This is a genomic window from Achromobacter seleniivolatilans, from assembly GCF_030864005.1.
Taxonomy (GTDB): domain Bacteria; phylum Pseudomonadota; class Gammaproteobacteria; order Burkholderiales; family Burkholderiaceae_B; genus Achromobacter; species Achromobacter seleniivolatilans.
Genome location: NZ_CP132976.1, coordinates 3089975 through 3108950, shown reverse-complemented (window position 1 = coordinate 3108950; position 18976 = coordinate 3089975). Strand labels below are relative to the sequence as shown.

At 61.8% G+C, this 18976-nt stretch carries 22 protein-coding genes and 1 tRNA gene; 12 read left to right on the top strand and 11 right to left on the bottom strand.

Going from position 1 to position 18976, the window contains the following annotated elements; all coding sequences use genetic code 11:
* Window positions 1-47: 47 nt before the first annotated feature.
* The 4 genes from pdxA to RAS12_RS13985 form a co-directional block, all read right to left on the bottom strand.
* Window positions 48-1028: a 4-hydroxythreonine-4-phosphate dehydrogenase PdxA gene (gene pdxA / locus RAS12_RS14000; protein ID WP_306950874.1), complete on the bottom strand. Its 981-nt coding sequence runs from the start codon at window positions 1026-1028 to the stop codon at window positions 48-50.
* A gap of 73 nt (window positions 1029-1101) precedes the next feature.
* On the bottom strand, window positions 1102-1410 hold the full coding sequence (locus tag RAS12_RS13995) for a hypothetical protein (protein ID WP_306950872.1): 309 nt from the start codon (window positions 1408-1410) through the stop codon (window positions 1102-1104).
* Between the two features lie 83 nt (window positions 1411-1493).
* The gene (locus tag RAS12_RS13990; protein WP_306950871.1) at window positions 1494-1952 is read right to left on the bottom strand and encodes an Lrp/AsnC family transcriptional regulator; all 459 of its coding nucleotides are present in this window, start codon (window positions 1950-1952) and stop codon (window positions 1494-1496) included.
* A gap of 77 nt (window positions 1953-2029) precedes the next feature.
* The gene (locus tag RAS12_RS13985) at window positions 2030-2635 is read right to left on the bottom strand and encodes a hypothetical protein (protein ID WP_306950869.1); all 606 of its coding nucleotides are present in this window, start codon (window positions 2633-2635) and stop codon (window positions 2030-2032) included.
* A 172-nt stretch (window positions 2636-2807) separates the two neighbouring features.
* Between RAS12_RS13985 and RAS12_RS13980 the strand changes: the two genes are divergently transcribed.
* Together RAS12_RS13980 and RAS12_RS13975 are read left to right on the top strand one after the other, a co-directional pair.
* Window positions 2808-3053: a hypothetical protein gene (locus RAS12_RS13980; RefSeq protein ID WP_306950867.1), complete on the top strand. Its 246-nt coding sequence runs from the start codon at window positions 2808-2810 to the stop codon at window positions 3051-3053.
* Between the two features lie 255 nt (window positions 3054-3308).
* On the top strand, window positions 3309-3542 hold the full coding sequence (locus RAS12_RS13975) for a hypothetical protein (RefSeq protein ID WP_306950866.1): 234 nt from the start codon (window positions 3309-3311) through the stop codon (window positions 3540-3542).
* Between the two features lie 8 nt (window positions 3543-3550).
* Here the strand turns inward: RAS12_RS13975 and RAS12_RS13970 are convergent, their stop codons facing one another.
* Both RAS12_RS13970 and RAS12_RS13965 read right to left on the bottom strand, forming a co-directional pair.
* Window positions 3551-4114 carry a DedA family protein gene (locus tag RAS12_RS13970; RefSeq protein WP_306950864.1) on the bottom strand — a complete coding sequence of 188 codons (564 nt, stop codon included), beginning with the start codon at window positions 4112-4114 and terminating at the stop codon, window positions 3551-3553.
* Entirely contained in the window at window positions 4111-5550 is a 1440-nt protein-coding gene (locus RAS12_RS13965) for an aminotransferase-like domain-containing protein (RefSeq protein ID WP_306950862.1), read from the bottom strand. Before RAS12_RS13965 ends, RAS12_RS13970 begins: the two co-directional genes overlap by 4 nt.
* 169 nt (window positions 5551-5719) lie before the next feature.
* On the opposite strand from RAS12_RS13965, the gene RAS12_RS13960 reads away from it, so the two are divergent.
* From RAS12_RS13960 to RAS12_RS13945, 4 genes are all read left to right on the top strand, one after another.
* Window positions 5720-6094 (top strand): hypothetical protein, encoded by a 375-nt coding sequence (locus RAS12_RS13960; protein ID WP_306950860.1) that lies wholly within the window; start codon window positions 5720-5722, stop codon window positions 6092-6094.
* A 26-nt stretch (window positions 6095-6120) separates the two neighbouring features.
* Window positions 6121-6197, top strand: a tRNA-Met gene (locus RAS12_RS13955).
* 227 nt (window positions 6198-6424) lie between these two features.
* Window positions 6425-6769 carry a hypothetical protein gene (locus tag RAS12_RS13950; RefSeq protein WP_306950858.1) on the top strand — a complete coding sequence of 115 codons (345 nt, stop codon included), beginning with the start codon at window positions 6425-6427 and terminating at the stop codon, window positions 6767-6769.
* A 296-nt stretch (window positions 6770-7065) separates the two neighbouring features.
* Window positions 7066-8319, top strand: coding sequence for a TIGR03862 family flavoprotein (locus RAS12_RS13945; RefSeq protein ID WP_306950856.1), 1254 nt, complete (start codon window positions 7066-7068; stop codon window positions 8317-8319).
* Between the two features lie 37 nt (window positions 8320-8356).
* On the opposite strand, the gene RAS12_RS13940 is transcribed toward RAS12_RS13945, so the two are convergent.
* Both RAS12_RS13940 and RAS12_RS13935 read right to left on the bottom strand, forming a co-directional pair.
* Window positions 8357-8761, bottom strand: a complete 405-nt coding sequence (locus RAS12_RS13940; RefSeq protein WP_306950855.1) for a hypothetical protein — start codon at window positions 8759-8761, stop codon at window positions 8357-8359.
* A 65-nt stretch (window positions 8762-8826) separates the two neighbouring features.
* The gene (locus tag RAS12_RS13935; RefSeq protein ID WP_306950853.1) at window positions 8827-9186 is read right to left on the bottom strand and encodes a hypothetical protein; all 360 of its coding nucleotides are present in this window, start codon (window positions 9184-9186) and stop codon (window positions 8827-8829) included.
* A 421-nt stretch (window positions 9187-9607) separates the two neighbouring features.
* Here RAS12_RS13935 and RAS12_RS13930 point away from each other — a divergent pair, with 421 nt between their 5' ends.
* The 5 genes from RAS12_RS13930 to RAS12_RS13910 all read left to right on the top strand — a co-directional run bounded on the left by RAS12_RS13930 (window position 9608) and on the right by RAS12_RS13910 (window position 13708).
* Window positions 9608-9745, top strand: a complete 138-nt coding sequence (locus RAS12_RS13930) for an entericidin A/B family lipoprotein (protein ID WP_306950852.1) — start codon at window positions 9608-9610, stop codon at window positions 9743-9745.
* Between the two features lie 126 nt (window positions 9746-9871).
* A complete protein-coding gene (locus tag RAS12_RS13925) occupies window positions 9872-10306 on the top strand; it encodes a BPTD_2524 family lipoprotein (RefSeq protein WP_306950850.1) in 435 nt (144 codons plus the stop codon).
* Window positions 10307-10309: 3 nt separating this feature from the next.
* Window positions 10310-10723, top strand: a complete 414-nt coding sequence (locus RAS12_RS13920) for a hypothetical protein (protein ID WP_306950847.1) — start codon at window positions 10310-10312, stop codon at window positions 10721-10723.
* A 99-nt stretch (window positions 10724-10822) separates the two neighbouring features.
* Complete coding sequence (locus RAS12_RS13915; RefSeq protein WP_306950845.1) at window positions 10823-12115, top strand: aspartate carbamoyltransferase; 1293 nt, start codon at window positions 10823-10825, stop codon at window positions 12113-12115.
* 171 nt (window positions 12116-12286) lie between these two features.
* On the top strand, window positions 12287-13708 hold the full coding sequence (locus RAS12_RS13910) for a diguanylate cyclase (RefSeq protein ID WP_306950842.1): 1422 nt from the start codon (window positions 12287-12289) through the stop codon (window positions 13706-13708).
* Between the two features lie 71 nt (window positions 13709-13779).
* On the opposite strand, the gene RAS12_RS13905 is transcribed toward RAS12_RS13910, so the two are convergent.
* Window positions 13780-14679 carry a recombination-associated protein RdgC gene (locus RAS12_RS13905; protein WP_306950841.1) on the bottom strand — a complete coding sequence of 300 codons (900 nt, stop codon included), beginning with the start codon at window positions 14677-14679 and terminating at the stop codon, window positions 13780-13782.
* A gap of 151 nt (window positions 14680-14830) precedes the next feature.
* Here RAS12_RS13905 and RAS12_RS13900 point away from each other — a divergent pair, with 151 nt between their 5' ends.
* Window positions 14831-15040, top strand: a complete 210-nt coding sequence (locus RAS12_RS13900; RefSeq protein ID WP_306950840.1) for a hypothetical protein — start codon at window positions 14831-14833, stop codon at window positions 15038-15040.
* Window positions 15041-15612: 572 nt separating this feature from the next.
* Here the strand turns inward: RAS12_RS13900 and RAS12_RS13895 are convergent.
* Together RAS12_RS13895 and RAS12_RS13890 are read right to left on the bottom strand one after the other, a co-directional pair.
* Window positions 15613-17274 (bottom strand): MFS transporter, encoded by a 1662-nt coding sequence (locus RAS12_RS13895; protein WP_371321300.1) that lies wholly within the window; start codon window positions 17272-17274, stop codon window positions 15613-15615.
* A gap of 219 nt (window positions 17275-17493) precedes the next feature.
* The gene (locus RAS12_RS13890; RefSeq protein WP_306951446.1) at window positions 17494-18870 is read right to left on the bottom strand and encodes a sensor histidine kinase; all 1377 of its coding nucleotides are present in this window, start codon (window positions 18868-18870) and stop codon (window positions 17494-17496) included.
* Window positions 18871-18976: the final 106 nt, after the last annotated feature.

Genomic DNA, 18976 nt, shown 5'->3' with positions numbered 1-18976 from the left:
GCAGGGTTTCAGTGTCCGTGCGCTGAGGCGTCAGCCGCAGACTGCGATCAGGGCGTCATGGCCAGTGCCAGGTCGAAGGCTGCCACCAGCGAGGCATGGTCCGCGACGCCCCGCCCGGCGATATCGAAAGCCGTGCCGTGGTCGACGCTGGTGCGCACGAAGGGCAGGCCCACCGTCACGTTCACGCCGTGATCCAGGCCCAGATACTTGACGGGAATCAGACCCTGGTCATGGTATTGGGCCACTACGATGTCGAATTCGCCACGGCGGGCACGCATGAAAATCGTGTCGCCGGGCCATGGCCCGGTGGCGTCTATGCCCTCGGCGCGCGCACGCGCAATAGCCGGTTCGATGATGTCGATATCTTCGCGGCCAAACTTTCCGCCTTCGCCTGCGTGCGGGTTCAGGCCCGCTACTGCCACGCGCGGGTGCGCGATGCCCATTTGGCGGCAGGCATGGTCGGCCAGGCGCATCGCGGTCAATTCGGCTTGCGGTGTGACGCGAGCGATGACATCCGCCAGCGCCACGTGAATGGTCACCAGCAGCACGCGCAGTTCGTCATTGGCCAGCATCATGGCGAAATTCTGTGTGCCGGACCGCTCTGCCAGGATTTCGGTATGGCCGGGGTAGTCAATGCCGCCCTCGTGCATGGATTTCTTGTTCAGCGGCGCCGTGACTATCGCGCGAATCCGGCCGGCCTGCGCGTCATCGATTGCGGCGCAGACATAGTCGTAGGCGGCGCGCCCGGCGGCCGCGCTGATGTGGCCGGCTGGCAGATCGGCGGGCAGGGCAGGGCTACAGGCGATGACATTGATATGGCTGGCGCCGGGCGCGGCCTGCCCGACATCGGCGACTTCGACGATATCCAGGCGCGCGCCCAACTGGGCCGCGGCGCGGCGCAGCGCGCCCGCGTCGCCATACACCACGCAGGGCGCATTCAGGCCCTGAGCGTAGGCCTTGATGACAATCTCGGGACCGATGCCGGCGGCATCGCCCATGGTGATTCCCACGGGCAAAGAGGTGTTCACGATGCGTAGAGTAGGGATTGCGATGCCGATAATGCTACACCTGATCGCTGGCGTTGCCCGCGATGGCAGCCGCTTACTTCGCAGAATCCTTGGGCGGTTCGACGGCACCGCATTCAAACGTCACGGTGGCGCGCTTGGAACCCAGGCCGGTCGCATGATTGGACGTGACCTTCGGTTTTTGCAGCTTGCGGCCGATGGACTGACAGTATTGGTCCGCACGTTGCAGCGTCTGGTTCTTGAGTTCTACCCAAGTCAGCAATTGCGTGCCTGAGCTGTAAGTGACGCTGTAGGTGTTCTTGTCGACAGACGTGACTTCGCTCATGCTGGAACAGGCGGCCAGCAAGGTGAGCAAGGCGGCGGCGGGGGCAAGGCGTGCGAGCATGGGGCATCCAGAAATCACGGTAAACGTCATTACAACATTATGCAGGAGCGCAAGGGAAGGCGAGGCGCCCGGCTTGCCGCAGGTCAGGGGGCCGCGACGGCGCTGCGGCGGTCTACCTTGCGGCTGAGTACGATGGATGTCTGCGTCTGTTTGACGCCATCGATCAGGCCAATGCGGTCCAGCAGCTCGTCCAACTGCTCATGGGTTTCGCAGCGCAGGAAGATCAGATAGTCATACGGCCCGCTGACGGAAGAGACTTCTTCCACTTCGGGCATCCGCTCCAGTTCGCGTATGACCGCCGCCGGGGTCTTGGGTAGCACGCTGATAAAACAATACGCGCGCACCGCGGCTTCTTCCAGAAGGCGTCCCAGCCGTACGCCGTACCCCGAGACAATGCTCTCGCGTTCCAGCCGGGCGATGCGGGCCACCACCGTGGTGCGGGCCAGCCCCAGCTTGCGCGCCAGGATGGCGGCGGGTTCGCGCGCGTTGGCTTGCAGCAGGCTGAGCAGTTGCCGGTCGATGGCGTCGAGACGTTCGTTCATGCGTAGGGGCGAGGGCGGAAAGGAGAGTGCCGACGGTACAGGCGCAAAGCGGGCCGCGTCAATGCGCAGGTTCTTGTCTAGCCGTCGGACTCCGGCGGAATGCCGCCATGATAAATGCGTCCGTCGAACTCGAAACGTGTGATGGTTTTTTGAGCCGCATCGAATATGCGATCCCGGCTAGAGGCGTCCAGGCCGTCGTGGTCAGCGAAGCTGAAGCGGCACAAATCAATGTCGCTGTCGTAGAACACCGTGTGTACGAAGCGGCTGACGTTGGCTTCGTGTGCGAAATGGGCGAACTCGCGCAATTGCTCCATTTCGTGGAAAGCGCCGTTGCGGCTGACCAGCAGCATGCCGAACTTGTGTTCTTCGTCCGCGACGAGTTCCGGCGAAGGCGGAGCGCCGCCGGTAAGGGGGTCTTCGTAATCGAAACGGGCGCCAGCGTCGTGCATGGCGGCCAGCACTTTTTGCCATTCCTGTTCGTCCAGCGTCAGCCGGGCCACCATGTAAAACAATCGCTGCCGTCCTAACGCCCGGGGTTCGGGGCCGCCGACAAAGCTGGGCCAGGGGGTGGCTGCGTCCAGGCCGGCCAGTTCCGCCATGCGGGCGTCGCTGTAGCCGAGCTTGTCCTGCAAGCGTTGCAGCGACTGGGCGTCTGGTGGGGCGTAATGTTGGATCGTCTTCATAGCGCGCTCCGTTGGCCCCCGGATGCCAAAGATGGCGCTGGCGGCATGCGCCGCGGTGCCCTTGCGGCTACGCTTCATGCTAGCGCGGCAGGTGCCGCTTGCCTAGCACCGGCAGGATCGCGCGGACGTCATGCTAGGATTTGCGCCGACTATCAATGCCAGGAGGCTACACATGGATATCCAGGAACAAATCGCCGTCATCGTTCACACCATCTCGCATCAGGGCGGCCGTATCGACGCGCTGAATTCGACCTTGTTGTCGATGCTGCATCTGGTCAAGGCCTCGCCTGGCCTGCGCGAAGCTATTGAAGCGCAACTGGAACAGAACTACGCCAGCCTGTTGGCTCGTTCCGAAAACCCGCAATATGTTGCGGGTTTCGAGAGCGTGCGTGACATGATCAACGCCGCACTGAAGTAAAGCACCTCCGAAAAGGGGCTTTGATTTGGTGGCGGTCCGGCCAAAGTTACCCACAGCTTCTGTGGACAAGCCTTGGGATAGTGCGGGCATAGCTGCTTATTTTCCTTTAATTACAAGGGCTTGCGCGGGGCGGTCAAAGGTGGCTCCTTTTGCGTGTTTTGGAGCTTTGCCGGATCATCCGGCACGGGGCCCTTACTACGGGTAATATGCGGCCCCATGCGGAATCAGTATCCATTGAATCACCGGGGCGCAGCGATGTTGGCTCGCGTCTCGGAAGCGGCAAAGCTGGCGGCGTTCGACCCCGGCAAACTTACCCCCGAGGCGCGCGAGAGCTGGGAGCGCATGGGGCATGGCTTCAAGGCCTGGCACGACTTCGACCAGCGCCACCCCATTTTGCGCCGTCTGGCGCTGCTGCCGCTTATTGGCGGCTGGTATCGCAAGGCGCGCCGCCGCCATGTGTTGCGCGCGAGCGGCCGGCTGGTGTTCTGACCGTACCGTCAGCGCCTGCGGCGCGCATACAGGTGATAGGCCAGCCAGATCGCCAAGCCAATCGCGGCGGCGACCGCCAGTTTGGTTTCCACGCCATGCAAACGTCCGAGTAGTGATTCAATCGTCTGGCCGAACGCATAACCCAGCAAGCTGAAGCACACGGCCCAGATGGCGGCAGCAATGGCATTGAGCACAAGGAATCGCAACGGCGATACGCGCGATACGCCGAGCGCCACCGGGCCAACCGTGCGCAAGCCATAGAGAAAGCGCAGGCTCAGGATGAAGCCGTGCGGATACCGGTCGATGGCGGACAGCGCCTTTTCGAATGCCGGTTTTTCGCGGATACGCTGCACAAACCGGTGGTCGCGATAGCGGCGCCCCAAATAGAACAGCAGCTGGTCCGCCACAAAGGACCCGGCAAATGCGCACAGCATCACATACGGCAAGTGCAACAAGTGCTGATGCGCCAGGAATCCCGCGAACACCACGACGCTTTCACCTTCCAGGAAAGTGCCGCCCAACACTGCCCATAAGCCGTAGTCGGTAATGAATTGGTGCAGGGACGGATTCATGCCGCGCGTTCACTGACAATGTGCGCCAGACTCAGCAGGGCCCGCGAAATCTCGGGCGTGGTGCGCTGGCCGCAACTGATGCGCAGGAAATGGTTGTAGCGGGTGCCGTTGGAAAACATGGCTCCGGGGGCAACCCGTATGCCTTGTTGCAGCGCGGCCTCGAAGACCTCCATGCCCGAGCAGCCATTGGGCATTTCCACCCAGAGCAACATGCCGCCTTGCGGCACGCTCAACCTTGTGCCGCGGGGGAAGTGCGCGGCAATGGCTTCTGCTGTTTGGTCGCGCTGAATCTTCAATTGCCGGCGCAAACGAGCCAGGTGACGGTCATACGCGCGCGACCCCATGAATTCGGCTACCGCGATCTGCGCCAGCGGTTCGTTGGGACGGCTTTGGGCGAATTTCAGCATGGCGATGCGGGCTTTCCAGCGCCCGCCCAGCAGCCAGCCCAGACGCATGCCTGGCGCCAGGGTCTTGTGCATGGACGAACAATAGATAACGTTCCCGGTCGCATCCCAGGACTTGGCCGCGGCCAAAGGCGTGTCGTCGTCAGTCAGCGCTCCATACGTGTCGTCTTCGATCAGCGGCACTTGCTGGCGCTCGCATAGCGCGACAAGGCGTGCCTTTTCAGCGTCAGGCATGACGCAACCCAGGGGGTTCTGAAAGTTGGGCACCACGACCACTGCGCGGATATTTCCATGCGTCTGAAACGCCAGGTCCAGCGCTTCGATCGACAGGCCGTGCTGCGGGCTGGTGGGAATCTCAAGCGCCCGCATGCCCAGGCTCTCCAGGATCTGCAACAGGCCAAAGTAGGTGGGGGACTCGACGGCAATCGTGTCGCCCGGACGAGCCACTGCGCGCAGGGCCAGGTTCAGGGCTTCAATACAGCCATGCGTCACGATGACATCGTCAGGCGTCGCGTTGATGCCATTGGCCAACGCACGCCGCGCCAAAACCGTACGCAACTCGGGGTGGCCCTGTGGGGGAACGGGGCTGACCAGCACTTGCGGCGACTGGCGCAGCGCGCGCGTCATCGCCTGTTTAAGTTCTTCCATCGGGTAGGCTTCAGGCACTGCCGCCGCTAGCGCAAAATTGGCGCTAACCGTATGGGCTTCGCACTTAGCGATAAAGTCCGAGACGCGGTCGTGGATGCCCACGTACTGCGCCGCGCCCAGCGTCTGACGGATGTCGGGTTCTTTTACCGGCGGAATGCTGTTGCGGCGAGGCTGTAGGACGAAGTAGCCCGAACGGGGCCGGGCTTCGATCAGTCCGTCGTCTTCCAGCTGGCGGCAGGCTTGCAGCGCCGTGGACAGGCTGACGTGATGGGTGCGTACCAGCGTGCGAACGGATGGCATGCGCTGGGCGGGAGCCAGGACGCCGGTTTGAATGGCGCGCCGATAGTGGTTCGCCAAGCGGAGGTATAGCGGTTGTGGGTCCATGCGCCGATCATGCTCCCTGAGATTGGAATGAGGGTAGGCACAGATTTACGCAAAGTACACCATAACAGCGCTGAAATCGAGCATCTGCATCGATGCAGATTGTGCGTGGGTGTGTCTGTTGCGCAGAGCAGGGCGCGCGTAGCCTGTCACTGTCCGTTTGGAGATGATCATGCACACCAAGTCCTACCCCGAATCGTTGCAACACCGCCTTGAAATTCCTTCGGGCGCATGCCAGCAATTGGCGCTGCGCGTTGGCGCTACCGTGATTTGCGTCTCTGGCAGCGTACGCGTCGAAGAGCGTGCGATCGGCCCGGAAGCCGCGGGTGGCCTGCCTTTCACGGTGGCAGCGCGCGTCAACGCGGGCGAAGCGCATGGGGTGGCCTACGGCGGTGCGGTGCGTGTCACAGCGCTTGGGGCAGCCCAGGTGATTTGCCTGGATGTTTCCGGCCCATTCGGACGAGCTTTGCGAGGTGTGGCGAAAATTTTTCGTGGAAATAAGGCCGAAAACACGAATATTGGCCTGGGTGCGCTGCACAAGATTTAAATTTGGTGTATAGTTCACACATCAGACGCGGGGTGGAGCAGTCTGGCAGCTCGTCGGGCTCATAACCCGAAGGTCACAGGTTCAAATCCTGTCCCCGCAACCAGTTTCAAGCAGGTCCGGATGTCCCGGAAATAGATTCAAATCTGTTTCCGCCACGTCCCTCCTTAAAAAAGCCGCGATGCTCATCGCGGCTTTTTTTCGTCTGCGGCTTGCCTTGGGTCAAACCTTTGCTCCAGTCCGTAGTTTCCCGAGTATCCGCTAGCGCACAGGGCCGCAGCCCTGAGCTACCATGGGTCACGCGCGCTAGTTCGCCGCACTCGAGGAGGGTCCATGGGCACAGCAAAATACGATCATCCCGGCTATGTCGCCGATACCGGCGCAGAAGGTAAGTACCACGTGGGCATCTGGTGCCCTCACGGTTATCCCGCTCATATCCATATTGGCCGGCCCGCGGAACGCGGAGATCCCCAAGCGCTGCTGCGCCTGCGTATTCCAGATGGCGTGTTCCAATCGTTGCCGGATGATCCGGAAACGCTATGCCGACGCGCGTTGGGTCAGGCATTGGATGCTGGCTTGCTGCCGTCCGTCTCGGTGGATGGCGAATTCCAGGAGCTCCGGTTTCAGCTTGATGCCGAGCCGTGGTCGGGTCCTATGCAGGCGGCAAGGAACGCCTGACGCGTAAAGTTACCCACAGGGACTGTGGACAAGCCTTGGGATAGCCTCTGCGCATGTCTGATTTGTCCCGTAATAACAATGGCTTGGCGAAGGCGCTCAATAAGTGGCCGGAGCCAGGCTTTTTTTGCGCCAGGCGGAGCCCGCCGGGCGCTGGACTCGGGGGCAGATCGTCATGCGACAATCTTTCCCCCTGGCGCCGAGCCATGTCGCTTGCGCTGTGCTTGTCCTCTCTCTGATTTGTCTTCCATGCATTGCCTGATCTCCCTACCTGTTAACGCCCGCATGGCGCTGGCGTCGTGAACGCATCCGCGAAGCGTGTTGCCGTGATTGGCGGCGGTCCGGCCGGGTTGATGGCTGCCGAAGGCTTGAGCGCGCGTGGCGTAGCGGTCGATGTGTACGATGCGATGCCTTCGGTCGGGCGCAAATTTCTCATGGCGGGCAGGGGCGGGCTGAATCTGACGCACAGCGAGCCAGCAGCGCCTTTTCTGGCGCGCTATGGCGCTCGTGCGGCTGAGATAGCGCCTTGGCTTCAAACGATGGATGCAGCCGCGTTGCGTGACTGGGCGCATCAGCTGGGTATTCAAACGTTCGTAGGATCGTCGGGGCGCGTGTTCCCGCAGGAAATGAAGGCAGCGCCCTTGCTGCGAGCCTGGCTTGCGCGCTTGCGTGCGAGCGGCGTGCGCTTTCATATGCGGCACCGCTGGCTGGGGTGGCCTCCGGGCACGCCGCCGGCTGCGAGCGCCCTTCGGTTTGAGACGCCTGATGGCGAGCAGGCTTGTGCGGCGGATGCTGTGGTGCTGGCGTTGGGTGGCGGCAGCTGGGCCAAGCTGGGATCGGACGGCGCGTGGGCGGCGGGCTTGCAGGCCCACGGCATTGCCGTGGCGCCGCTGCGTCCTGCCAACTGCGGTTTTGATGTGGCCTGGTCGGATCATTTTCGCGAGCGTTACGCGGGGCAGCCCGTCAAGTCAGTGGCCATGGCCTGCACATTGGATTCGGGCGAGACGCTTGCGCGGCAGGGCGAGTTCGTGGTGTCCGAAACGGGAATCGAGGGCAGCCTGGTCTACGCGCTTTCCGCCCCGTTGCGTGATCGTATCGATGTTGAAGGCAAAGCGGTTGCGCTGCTGGATCTGGCGCCCGGCTGGACACTAGAGAAAGTGATGGCCGCAGTAAACCATCCACGCGGGGCGCGATCCATGTCCAGTCATTTGCAAAGCCGGCTGGGGCTGACGGGCGTCAAGGCTGGGTTGTTGCGCGAATGTGCGTCGGCCGAGGATTTCCGCGACGAGGACCGCTTGAGTCTGAGAATCAAGGCCTTGCCGTTGACGCTCGCTCGCGCGCGTCCGATCGACGAGGCAATCAGTACGGCGGGGGGCGTGTCGTTTGATGCCTTGAGCCCGAGCCTGATGCTACGCGCCGCGCCGGGTGTGTTCTGCGTGGGTGAAATGCTGGATTGGGAAGCGCCGACGGGCGGGTACTTGCTGACCGCCTGCATGGCCAGCGGGGCGGCCGCCGCATCTGGAGTCGTCGAGTATCTGGGCCAGCCGGCCTAGGGCCGAGGCCCTGGCGGCGTCAGGCCTCAGTGGCGGGTCAGGAACCCGACGGGTAAGGCGCCATACCCAAAGGCGTACGCGGCGCAAGGTCGCCTACCACATGGCCCACCACTGGCGGACCGCCATCTGGCTGAGTAATGATGCCAATGACGCGAGTTATGGCGCTGGCGGGAATGGCCGTGCCGTGCGCGGGATCTTGCACCAGTTGCCAGATGATGGCGCCGGTGGGGCTGGCATCAGTATCGGTGTCTTCCGGAGTGTCCAGGCAGCTGCGAGCAAAAAAGGACCAGTCTGAAGCATTACAAGGCAAGCCGTGCGCGGTGGCCAACCGGGCCAGCGCTAGAGGCGCATCCGCTTGGCTCGCGGCGTGTTGGGCGGCAGCGCCCAGCGACACATCCAGCGACAGCAAGCGGAGAAACTCTACGACATTGTCAGTATTCATTATGGGATCTCCTTTCGGGCTGTTCTGGTCCAGGATTGGCGGCGTTGCGGCCAAACGCAAGTGTGTCAGCGGGGGGCTTGTCCCAGCATCGATACGAGCGATTGCTTCAGACGTGCGGAAAAAATAGGTACGGTATGAGACACGCCGTTGCGATCCGTGCCTTCTTTTAGTTCGACCGATTGCCCAAGAAAAATATCCGGTGCTGCATTGATTTCGTTATAGCGCGCCAGCAACTCATCAACTTGCGCTTGCGCGTCAGCCAGTGTGCTGCTGTCTGCGAGCTTGCCCGCGGCATGGGCTTGCAGAATACGGTGCAGATCGTCGATAAACAGCGCCAAAGCTGCTTGTCCGCGGCACTGAGGCTGCTCCCAGCCCCAACCCTGGTGGGCGGAACCGGCGTTCTGCGATACATGTTTCGAGTTCATTTGCGCATCCTAATCCATTGCCGGCAATTACGCGACAGGCGCACGTGAGCCGGTGTGTGACCGTCAAGTAAGGGCGGTTACGGGGTTTCGTCGAAGTTGTAACAACCATTTTAACGATGGGCGTGCGAGAGGCTGCGTCACAGCGCTTGCAAGCCCCCACCGCTGAAGTTCATGTGTCCCCAAACGGGCGCGAGCGGACTCATTCGGTCCTTCAACCGCAACCCGTTTTCGCTGGGGGCTGCATTGTAGGGCTTCGTTTTCCGGGATGAGGTTGCGGCTTGGATTGGGCAGGATTCCCTGATCCGATACGCCGCCAAGCCAGAGCGGCAGTGCGCCGGCGCATTGTCACAGCCGGTCATGCGCAAATTAGGGCCTTTGGAGTATGCTGGTTTCGGTTTCCACGCCCAGACAGGAGATATCTATGAAGAACAAAGTCTTTCTCGTCATGTTGCTTTCGATCGCCGCACTTTCGGCGGGATGCAATACCGTATCAGGCGCCGGCAAGGACATCCAACGAGGCGGAGAAAAGATCGAGGGCGCTGCGGAGAGCAAAAAGTAGCAGGGTGGTACCGCTGCCGCTCGCTCGGCCCGAGGCCACGCAAGAAATGTTTCGGCATTTCAGGCGTGGCCTTTTTGTTGCCGCTGGCATAATCGCGGAAGTCCGAATTTCAATGCGGGAAGAATCATGCGCAAGTCAGTATGGGTAGGTGTCACCTTGGTGGCGGCGTTGTTAGCCGGCTGCGCGAGCAAAGGGGTCTATGAGTCCGACTCCGTGCAGAAGGAAACATTTAGCGTTGATACCAACTATCAGGCGGCCTTCCGACGGGCGGGCGAATATGTGCGTGCCTGCCATGTCAATGTGCCGCATCCCTATGGCGCTGCCTATGCGTGGCGCCACTCGCTGGGCGAGAAGGGCGCTCCCGACGAGATCCAGCTCTACAAAGTTGGCGAGCCGGCTACCGTGCTGGAGCTGATTTCCGCTGAATCCGACGGCCCGGCCAAGTCCAAGGTGACCGTGACGGTGTTGGGCACTGGCCGCTGGGACGCGGCCGAGATAGCGGCTGTTCGCGCCTCCATCCAGAGCGCCACTCCGGCCTGCCGTAGCGCCACCGGCGGCTAACACATGGACCCGCGCACGCAGCAGATCCGTTCCTCTGGCGTGTCGTTTGCGTTGTTCGCGGGCGCAACGCGCCTGACGGGATGGCTAAATGGGGGCGCGGCTTTGCTCCTGGTGGGTTTTTCACTGGGCATCGTGGGCGGGGATATCGCCGCACCCGACCTCCAACTGCCCCTCGCCCTGTTTTTGGCCGGCCTGCTGGCCTCATGCCTGGGGCTGTTGTTTGCGTATCTGGCGCAGGTCAGTTTGTTGCGCCAAGGCTACACGGGCCATCTGACACGGGGGCACTGGCCAACGCAGTTACTGGCGATGGTTTGTTATCTGCTCAGTGCCATGGCGTTCTGTGCGGCGTGCTGGTTCTCTCTGGGACAGGCTGTGCCAGACACTCAGCAGATGACATCCTACGCAATTCGCTCGTGAATTCAGGGTAAACCCCTGTGCGCAAAAAAGTTGGACTTGAATTTGCGTTGGGAATAATATGCGCAGTGCGTATATAAATCCTCTTTCTCGGGGCCTGTCATGACCATCTCCCAGCAAGCTTTCCTGCGTGACGCCATGCGTCGCCTGAACCTCACGCGCGACGTGTTCGCCACCCGGATCGGCGTCAAACGCCGTGCGTTAGACACCTGGTTGCTACCCGAGGGATCGCAGGAATTTCGGGCGATGCCGGAAGTAGTGCAGCGTTTTGTCAGCGAAATCGTTCAAAACGGGGTCTTGCTGGAAAAGTATACGCAAAGCGTACAAGAGGGGCCGCTGCGCGAGCGTATTGCCGTGGAAGGCAAGCATCAACTGCTGTCGGTTGATCAGTTCACCCGTGAATCTGTCGAAGACCTGTTCCGCGTGGCCGACATGATGCAGCCCATCGCCCGCCGCCAGAAAGTGTCTCGCGTGCTGGAAGGCGCTGTCCTGGGCAACCTGTTTTTCGAGGCCAGCACCCGCACACGCGTCAGCTTCGGTTCCGCATTTTGCCGCCTGGGCGGTTCGGTGTGCGACACCACGGGTTTCACTTTTTCGTCCATGGCCAAGGGCGAATCCATCTATGACACCAGCCGCGTCATGAGCGGCTATGTGGATGCCATGGTGATCCGCCACCCGGATCAGGGATCGGTTGCCGAATTTGCGCGGGCCACGAACATCCCGGTCGTCAACGGCGGCGACGGCCCTGGCGAACACCCCAGCCAGGCGTTGCTGGACCTGTATACGATCCTGACCGAGTTCTCGCGCCTGGGCAAATTGCTGGATGGCGCCCATATCGCCATGGTTGGCGACTTGAAGTACGGCCGGACCGTGCACTCGTTGATCAAGCTGATGGCGCTGTACAAGAACGTGAAGTTCTCGCTGGTGTCGCCCAAGGGGCTGGAAATGCCCAGCTACATCATCGAGCAGGCCAGCCGCAACGGCAATGTGATCGAGCAGAAGACGTCGCTGGCTGAAGGCCTGGCCGGCGCTGACGTCATCTACGCAACGCGCGTGCAGAAAGAGCGTTTCGCCAACGAAGAAAATGAAGGCTACACGCCGGACTTCCAGATCAGCCGCGCCATCATCGACGCGTATTGCAGCCCCGAAACCATCGTGATGCACCCGCTGCCGCGCGACAGCCGTCCGGGCGCCAATGACCTGAGCGTGGACCTGAACCACGACCCGCGCCTGGCCATCTTCCGCCAGACGGACAACGGCATTCCCATCCGCATGGCGATTTTTGCGGTCCTGCTGGGCGTGGAAGGCCTGGTGCAGCATTCGCTGCGCGATGTCACGTGGCAGCATCCGTCGCACGTCGGACCTGACGATTCTGTCTTCCACGGTCTGGAGTAAGCCTGGGCTGGCCCTGCCGCCAGGCGGGTGACAGAGCTGCTTGCGGGGCCACATCATCCAATGCGAAGCCGCTGCTGCGGCTCCGCAGGCGATTTCAAGCATAATCCGCGCTAGTTTTTTCTGTCGCGTGTCGTTCCGAGACACGCGCAGAGTCTTTGGGCGGATGATCTTATGTCTTCAAGTCTTAGCGCGGCTGCGTCTTCTTCCGGCGCCGCCGGGCAGGCGTGCTACCTGAGCGCATCGAATGCGCAGGCCTGGGAAGCGGTGTATCAATCGGTGGACGCGTATACGCGTGGCCAGGTTGCCGCCGTGGTGGCCGATAGCGCCAAAGAACTGGTGGATGCGTTCTACTCCACCTTGCTTTCCGATGCCGAGGCAGGGCCGCGCCTCTCCCACGAAATCGTCTCGACCCGTCTGCATAGCGGGATGAAGCATTGGCTCAAGGGCTTGCTCTGTGTGCGCGATCAAGGCGATGTCGCCGCGCTGATGGCCACACAGAAAAAAGTGGGCGAAGTCCATGCCCGCGTCCACATCCCGATCCATTTGGTGATGGCGGGCGCGCGCATTCTGAAGAATGAAATTGCGCAGCGGTTGCGCGCAAGCGATCTGGATGGCGACGCCGCATCCGTCGCGACTCAGTACGTATGCAATCTGTTTGATCTCGCCATTGAGCAGATGAGCCGCGCCTTCATGCGGGATATCAATCGTGGCGCCCGCAATGACGAGGCCTACCGTTTGTTCGCCCTGGGGCAGAACATTTCCACGGAACGCGAACGTCAGCGCGCTGCCTTGCTGGAATGGAGCCAGGCGGTGCTCATCGGTTTGCATTACCGGGCGCCGGAGCAGGCGTTGCCGCGTCTGGCCGCATCCGAGTTCGGCCTGTGGTTGCAGCACAAGGGCGGCGTCATGTTTGAAAGCGCACCGGCGCTGCGGCAGATCACCGAGGCCGTCTGTCGTTTGGATGATGTGGTGTTGCCGCAGCTGATGCAGGGCGAGCGGGAAGGGCAGCGTTCGCTGCCGGATCAGGTGCGCGAGTTGCAGGAATTGGTCGCACGCATCAAGCATTTGCTCAACGGCCTGTTCGACATGGTGGCCGAAATAGAAAGCGGCAGCGATCCCCTGACCAACGTGCTCAACCGGCGTTTTTTGCCGTCAGTGATCGGGCGCGAGATCTCGATCTCCACCCGCCAGAACAGCCGGTTTTCCGTCCTTTTGCTGGATATCGATCACTTCAAGGCGATTAACGACGAGCACGGCCATTCGGGGGGCGATCAGGTGTTGCGCCAGTTTGCCGAGGTGGTGCATCAAGCCTGCCGGTCCAGCGATTTCGTGTTCCGTTATGGCGGCGAGGAATTCCTGGTCGTGCTGGTGGATACGGCGCAAGACGCCGCGCTGGCCGCTGCCGAAAAGCTGGGGGCCGAGATTCGCCGCCACGATTTCAACATTCCCGAAGCCGGCGTCAAGCACATCACGGCGAGCATCGGCGTGGCGACCTTCGATGGCCACCCGGACTACGCGTATCTGATCGACCGCGCCGACAAGGCCTTGTACCGTGCCAAGCAGGCCGGCCGTGATCGCAGTGTTGCGGCGTAATGGCCACAGCATGAAAAAGGCCGCCCGGTGATGGGCGGCCTGATGGTTCCAAGCGCTGCGGCAGGCGCGGCTTAGATCTTCTTTTCGCCGCCCAGAGCGTCGACCAGTTCGGCCATCATCTTGGCCAATTCGCCCGTCATCAGCATCATGTCGGAATCGAACTTTTCGTCGTCGTTGGTGGCGACGCCCTCGTTGCCTTCCTTCAGCACATCCAGCGGGGAAACGCGCTTCACGTCCAGGCCTTCGGTCAGCACGAACGAAATGCGGTCGGCCCAGGTCATGGCCAGACGGGTGCACTGCTTGCCCGACTGAATGTGGCGGCGCACGTCGTCGGCGTCGATGGAGTGCTTGACGTAGCGGATCGCGGCGCCGCTTTCGCCGGAGGAACGCAGCTCGGTGTCCTGATCGATGCTGAAGTTGGCGGGAGCTTCGTCTTCAGCCAGCCAGCCGGTCATTGCGGACGCGGGCGATTGCGTCACATACAGATTTTCCAGCGGGAACGGATCAACGCACTTGGCCAGCAAGCCGATGACTTCGTCCGCCTTGGCCGATGCAGCGGCGTCGATGACCAGCCAGTGGTTCTGCGGGTCAATCCAGACGCGGGTGTCGCGATACACGCTGAAGGCGCGCGGCAGGAGCTCGTCGGTGACGCGCTCTTTGATTTCCTTCATCTGCTTGCGGCCCGGCTTGTAGCCTTGCTGCTCTTCGATCTCCTGGGCGCGCGCTTTGGCGACCTGGTTCACGACGGTGCCGGGCAAAAGCTTTTTCTCGGCGCGCAGGGACAGCAGGATCTGACCGTTCACGACGTGCGCAAGCCCGCCGTTCTCGCGCGGGGGAACCCAGCCCAGGCTTTGCATTTCGAGGTTGTTGCCCGCTTGATAGGCGTGCCGCGCAAGCGTTTCTTCAAGCTGATCGCCAATGAGGGTCCACGGCGAGGAGAGGCGGTAAATCTTGAGGTTTTTGAACCACATGAGCGTCGGCCAAAAGGGTTGATTCTATACGACGCAGGCCCTTTGCCTAAAGCATTGCAATACGGGTGTGACAGGCGACACGTTCTGTCACTGACACGTTCAGGGCGTTGCGGTAACTTTCGCGCAGCAACATGGAATCGGAGAGGAACATATGAAAATCATTGGCGCCATCCTGATCGTCCTGGGCATCGCTGCCTTGGCTTATAAGGGCTTTAACTACAAGTCTGAAGAAACCGTATTGCAGGTCGGCTCGGTGAAGGCTACGGCCGAAACCGAAAAGTCCGTACCTATCCCGGCTTGGGCCGGCATTGCCGCCATCGTGGCGGGTGTGCTTGCGATCGGTGCAGGCATGCGTCGTTGATTACGGCTGGCCCTAGTGGCCGGCGTTGACCGCAATGAAGGACGGCCGCATGTGAATTGCGGCCGTCTTTTTTTGTATTCGGGTAGTGCGTGATGCAAATAAACGCCCGCACAAAAAAAAGCGGCCCGGCTCAATAAAGGCCGGGCCGGTACGGGAGCACACAATACCGCGTCTTAAAAGGCTCGCGGGGAACGCGGTATCGGTGTCAGAACACTAGCCCTGCAATCGTCTGACAGGGGGATCAATCGTCAGCCGATCTGGCGCAAGGCCGTAATCTGAGGCGCCAGTCTAAGCGGGAGGGTCTGACATCGTCCTGAAAGCAGCGCCGCGTTCAGCAAAGACTTCATGCACGCAACAAATTTGGAGCCTGTGCGGCATCGTCAATGCAGCCTCAATCGTCAAAAAAATAGCCCTTTCCCCGCCGGGCCGCCCCAAGGGGAAAGCGCCCCCTCGGGGGGCAGCAAGCGCGAAGCGCGCGGCGTGGGGGCATCACCTTGCAAAAAAAAAGCTCCCTAAGGAGCTTTTGAAAGGCCGGGCAGGCGCAGCAGTCCCACCCGGCGGGGGATGGCCGGTTATGCGTTGATGTCGTTGTCCTTGGATTCGCGCACGAACAGCGTGCCGATGACCAGGGTCATGACTGCGATGATGATCGGGTACCACAGACCGTCGTAGATGTTGCCAGTGGCAGCCACCACAGCGAAGGCGACCGGGGGCAGGAAGCCGCCGAACCAGCCGTTGCCGATGTGATAGGGCAAGCTCATCGAGGTGTAGCGGATGCGGGTCGGGAACATTTCCACCAGCATGGCGGCGATCGGACCGTAAACCATGGTCACGTAGAGCACCAGGATCGCCAGCAGCACGACAACCATGACGTTATTGCTTTGCGCCGGATCTGCCTTGGCGGGGTAGCCGTGGCTGCGGATTGCGGTGGTCAGCGCCTTGTCCAGCTCGGCTGCCTTGGCCTTGAAATCAGCCGGGGCCATCGCCTTGCCGTCGAAGGAGACGAACTCGTCGTTGCCGATCTTGACCTTGGCGACCGAGCCAGCCGGGGCGGCCTCGTTCTTGTAGTTCACCGAGTTGCGAGCCATGAAGGACTTCACAACGTCGCAAGAGCTGGTGAACGCGGATGTGCCCACCGGGTTGAACTGGAACGAGCAGGTGCCCGGGTCTGCAATCACCGTGACCGGGGCGGTGGCCTGGGCCTTTTCCAGCGCCGGGTTGGCGAAGTGGGTGATGCCTTGGAAGATCGGGAAGTACGTGGCCGCCGCGATCAGGCAACCGGCCATGATGATGGGCTTGCGGCCAATCTTGTCTGACAGGGCGCCGAAGACGACAAAGAACGGGGTGCCGACCAAGAGCGCGATCGCGATCATGATGTTGGCGGTGTTGGGATCGACCTTCAACGTCTGCGTCAGGAAGAACAGGGCGTAGAACTGGCCGGTGTACCAGACCACGGCTTGGCCAGCGGTCAGGCCCAGCAGCGCCAGAATCACGACCTTCAGGTTCTTCCACTGGCCGAACGATTCAGCGATGGGAGCCTTCGAACCCTTGCCTTCTTCCTTCATGCGCTTGAAGGTGGGCGATTCGCTCAGTTGCAGACGGATCCACACCGAGATGCCCAGCAGCACGACCGAGATCAGGAACGGAATGCGCCAGCCCCAGGCTTTGAAGTCGTCTTCGCCCATGACCGTGCGGATGCCCAGGATGACCAGCAGCGACAGGAACAGGCCCAGCGTTGCAGTCGTCTGAATCCACGATGTGTAGAAGCCGCGGCGGCCATGGGGCGCGTGTTCGGCCACATAGGTCGCAGCGCCGCCGTACTCGCCACCCAGCGCCAAGCCTTGCAGCAAGCGCAGGATGATCAGGATGGCCGGAGCGGCCATGCCGATGCTGGCGTAGCTGGGCAGCACGCCGACCAGGAACGTCGACAGGCCCATGATCACAATGGTGACCAGGAAGGTGTATTTGCGTCCGACCAGATCGCCCAACCGGCCAAACACCAAGGCGCCGAACGGACGCACGGCGAAACCGGCGGCAAACGCCAGCAGCGCGAAGATGAAGCCGGCTGTGGGGTTCACGCCCGAGAAAAAGTGCTGCGCGATGATGGCGGCAAGGGAGCCGTAGAGGTAAAAGTCGTACCACTCAAACACCGTGCCCAGCGAAGACGCGAAGATGACGCGGCGCTCATCCTTGGTCATTGGGCGACGGTCCGCGGATGGACCGCGGCCTGCCATGGTAGTTGTGCTCATGATGTCTCCTCGTTTTTTTGGCCAGCGGTTGTCCGCCGTGCTTTGGCCCTACGCCGGCGAGACCGACATCGAGCTAGACGCAACATTGGGCCGTGAGGCTGACGAGGTTCTGACGGGACCCTTACCCGAATCTTAAAATTGAAACAAAAAGTAAGTATTGCGTGGGGAGCTAGGGATAGTCCTTACGCGGCAAGAGGGCGCCGCCTAGCTGTCCAGCGGGTCCGAATGCTCTGCGTAAAGCGGAAACACAACACGGATGCGCGTGCCCGGCAGATCGGAGTGCGCCGTGGGGTGATCGCTGATTACGACGGTGGCCTGATGTTTCTGTGCGATCTCGCGAACGATCGCCAGGCCCAGGCCGCTGCCGTCTGACGTCGTGCCTAGCACTCGATAGAAGCGGTCAAAGACGCGTTCGCGCTCTTCGGGCGGGATGCCCGGCCCGGAGTCTTCCACTTCGAGCACGCCTTGATCGCCGTCGCGCAGGACTCGCACGGTGATGTGGCCACTACGTGGGGTATAGCGCAGCGCGTTATCCACCAGGTTGTTCAGCAGTTCCGCCAACAACAGCGGATTGCCGCTGATTTCGACGGGTTCGTCCGAGCCTTCGAAGCCCAGATCTGTGTTGAGCGACAGCGCATGGGGCACCCAATGCATGGCCTGTTCGTACGCGATGGTGTTGATGTCGGTGCGTGTCAGGCCGATGGCGCTTGGATTCTCGGCGCGGGCCAGCAGCAACAACTGGTTGACCAGACGTGTTGCCCGTTCAGAACCCGTCACAAGTTGGCGCAGGCTGGACTGCATTTCCTCGGGGCTGGCGTCGCGCAGGGCCAGCTCTGCCTGGGTGCGCAGCCCGGCCAGCGGCGTCTTTAGTTGATGCGCGGCGTCGGCCACGAACCTTCGCTGCGCCTGCACGTTGGCAGACAAACGGTCCAGCAAGTCGTTCATGGCTGCGACCAGCGGCGCGATTTCTGACGGCGCCGCGCGCTCATCGATGGGGGAAAGATCGTCCGGCCGGCGGGCGCGCAAGCGCTGCTGCAAGGCATTGAGCGGAGCTACGCCGCGCGACAGCCCGAACCACACCAGCAGCACCGCGATGGGCAGCACGACAAATTGCGGAATGATCACGCCCTTGATGATGTCGTTGGCCAACTGCGTGCGCTTTTCGCCCGTCTCGGCCACGATCAGCAGCGCGGGCTGCGTATTGGGCAGGTTCAGATCGACCCAGGTGTATGCCAGCCGGATGCCGAAGCCGCGCATCGTGTCGTCTTCGTACTGAACCTCGCCGGGTCGAGGTTGACCCACAGTGGCGGGCAGCGGCAGGGCGCGGTCGCCGCCCAGGTATTCACCACGGCTGCCGAGCGCCAGCCAGAACACACTGTCGGTTTCGTCGGCGCGCAGCACATCGCGCGCGGGGTCTGTCATCTTCAGCACGGCGCGGCCGTCTTGCGCGTGAACCTGCCGCGTCAGGACGTGCAGATTATTGGCAAGCGCGCGGTCGTAGGGCACGTTGGCGATGTTTTGCGCGACCACATAGGTGATGGCAACGCTCATGGGCCACAGCAGGAACAGCGGGGCTAGCATCCAATCCAGGATCTCGCCCAGCAACGAACGCTGGGGCGGCGCAAAGCTCGGGCCTTTGGACCCGGCTTGCATGACATCCAGCGCTTCCTGGTTGAGCGGCTCTGGA

What these genes read in the sequence shown, in the direction of transcription:
- RAS12_RS13965 (WP_306950862.1), bottom strand. Translation starts at nt 5,550, where the DNA reads ATGGACCCACAACCGCTATACCTCCGCTTGGCGAACCACTATCGGCGC.
- RAS12_RS13935 (WP_306950853.1), bottom strand. Translation starts at nt 9,186, where the DNA reads ATGAACTCGAAACATGTATCGCAGAACGCCGGTTCCGCCCACCAGGGT.
- RAS12_RS13960 (WP_306950860.1), top strand. Translation starts at nt 5,720, where the DNA reads ATGCACACCAAGTCCTACCCCGAATCGTTGCAACACCGCCTTGAAATT.
- RAS12_RS13985 (WP_306950869.1), bottom strand. Translation starts at nt 2,635, where the DNA reads ATGAAGACGATCCAACATTACGCCCCACCAGACGCCCAGTCGCTGCAA.
- RAS12_RS13895 (WP_371321300.1), bottom strand. Translation starts at nt 17,274, where the DNA reads ATGGCAGGCCGCGGTCCATCCGCGGACCGTCGCCCAATGACCAAGGAT.
- RAS12_RS13915 (WP_306950845.1), top strand. Translation starts at nt 10,823, where the DNA reads ATGACCATCTCCCAGCAAGCTTTCCTGCGTGACGCCATGCGTCGCCTG.
- RAS12_RS13980 (WP_306950867.1), top strand. Translation starts at nt 2,808, where the DNA reads ATGGATATCCAGGAACAAATCGCCGTCATCGTTCACACCATCTCGCAT.
- RAS12_RS13920 (WP_306950847.1), top strand. Translation starts at nt 10,310, where the DNA reads ATGGACCCGCGCACGCAGCAGATCCGTTCCTCTGGCGTGTCGTTTGCG.
- RAS12_RS13995 (WP_306950872.1), bottom strand. Translation starts at nt 1,410, where the DNA reads ATGCTCGCACGCCTTGCCCCCGCCGCCGCCTTGCTCACCTTGCTGGCC.
- RAS12_RS13940 (WP_306950855.1), bottom strand. Translation starts at nt 8,761, where the DNA reads ATGAATACTGACAATGTCGTAGAGTTTCTCCGCTTGCTGTCGCTGGAT.
- RAS12_RS13970 (WP_306950864.1), bottom strand. Translation starts at nt 4,114, where the DNA reads ATGAATCCGTCCCTGCACCAATTCATTACCGACTACGGCTTATGGGCA.
- RAS12_RS13990 (WP_306950871.1), bottom strand. Translation starts at nt 1,952, where the DNA reads ATGAACGAACGTCTCGACGCCATCGACCGGCAACTGCTCAGCCTGCTG.
- RAS12_RS13950 (WP_306950858.1), top strand. Translation starts at nt 6,425, where the DNA reads ATGGGCACAGCAAAATACGATCATCCCGGCTATGTCGCCGATACCGGC.
- RAS12_RS13905 (WP_306950841.1), bottom strand. Translation starts at nt 14,679, where the DNA reads ATGTGGTTCAAAAACCTCAAGATTTACCGCCTCTCCTCGCCGTGGACC.
- RAS12_RS13890 (WP_306951446.1), bottom strand. Translation starts at nt 18,870, where the DNA reads ATGCTAGCCCCGCTGTTCCTGCTGTGGCCCATGAGCGTTGCCATCACC.
- RAS12_RS13975 (WP_306950866.1), top strand. Translation starts at nt 3,309, where the DNA reads ATGTTGGCTCGCGTCTCGGAAGCGGCAAAGCTGGCGGCGTTCGACCCC.
- RAS12_RS13925 (WP_306950850.1), top strand. Translation starts at nt 9,872, where the DNA reads ATGCGCAAGTCAGTATGGGTAGGTGTCACCTTGGTGGCGGCGTTGTTA.
- RAS12_RS13930 (WP_306950852.1), top strand. Translation starts at nt 9,608, where the DNA reads ATGAAGAACAAAGTCTTTCTCGTCATGTTGCTTTCGATCGCCGCACTT.
- RAS12_RS13910 (WP_306950842.1), top strand. Translation starts at nt 12,287, where the DNA reads ATGTCTTCAAGTCTTAGCGCGGCTGCGTCTTCTTCCGGCGCCGCCGGG.
- RAS12_RS13900 (WP_306950840.1), top strand. Translation starts at nt 14,831, where the DNA reads ATGAAAATCATTGGCGCCATCCTGATCGTCCTGGGCATCGCTGCCTTG.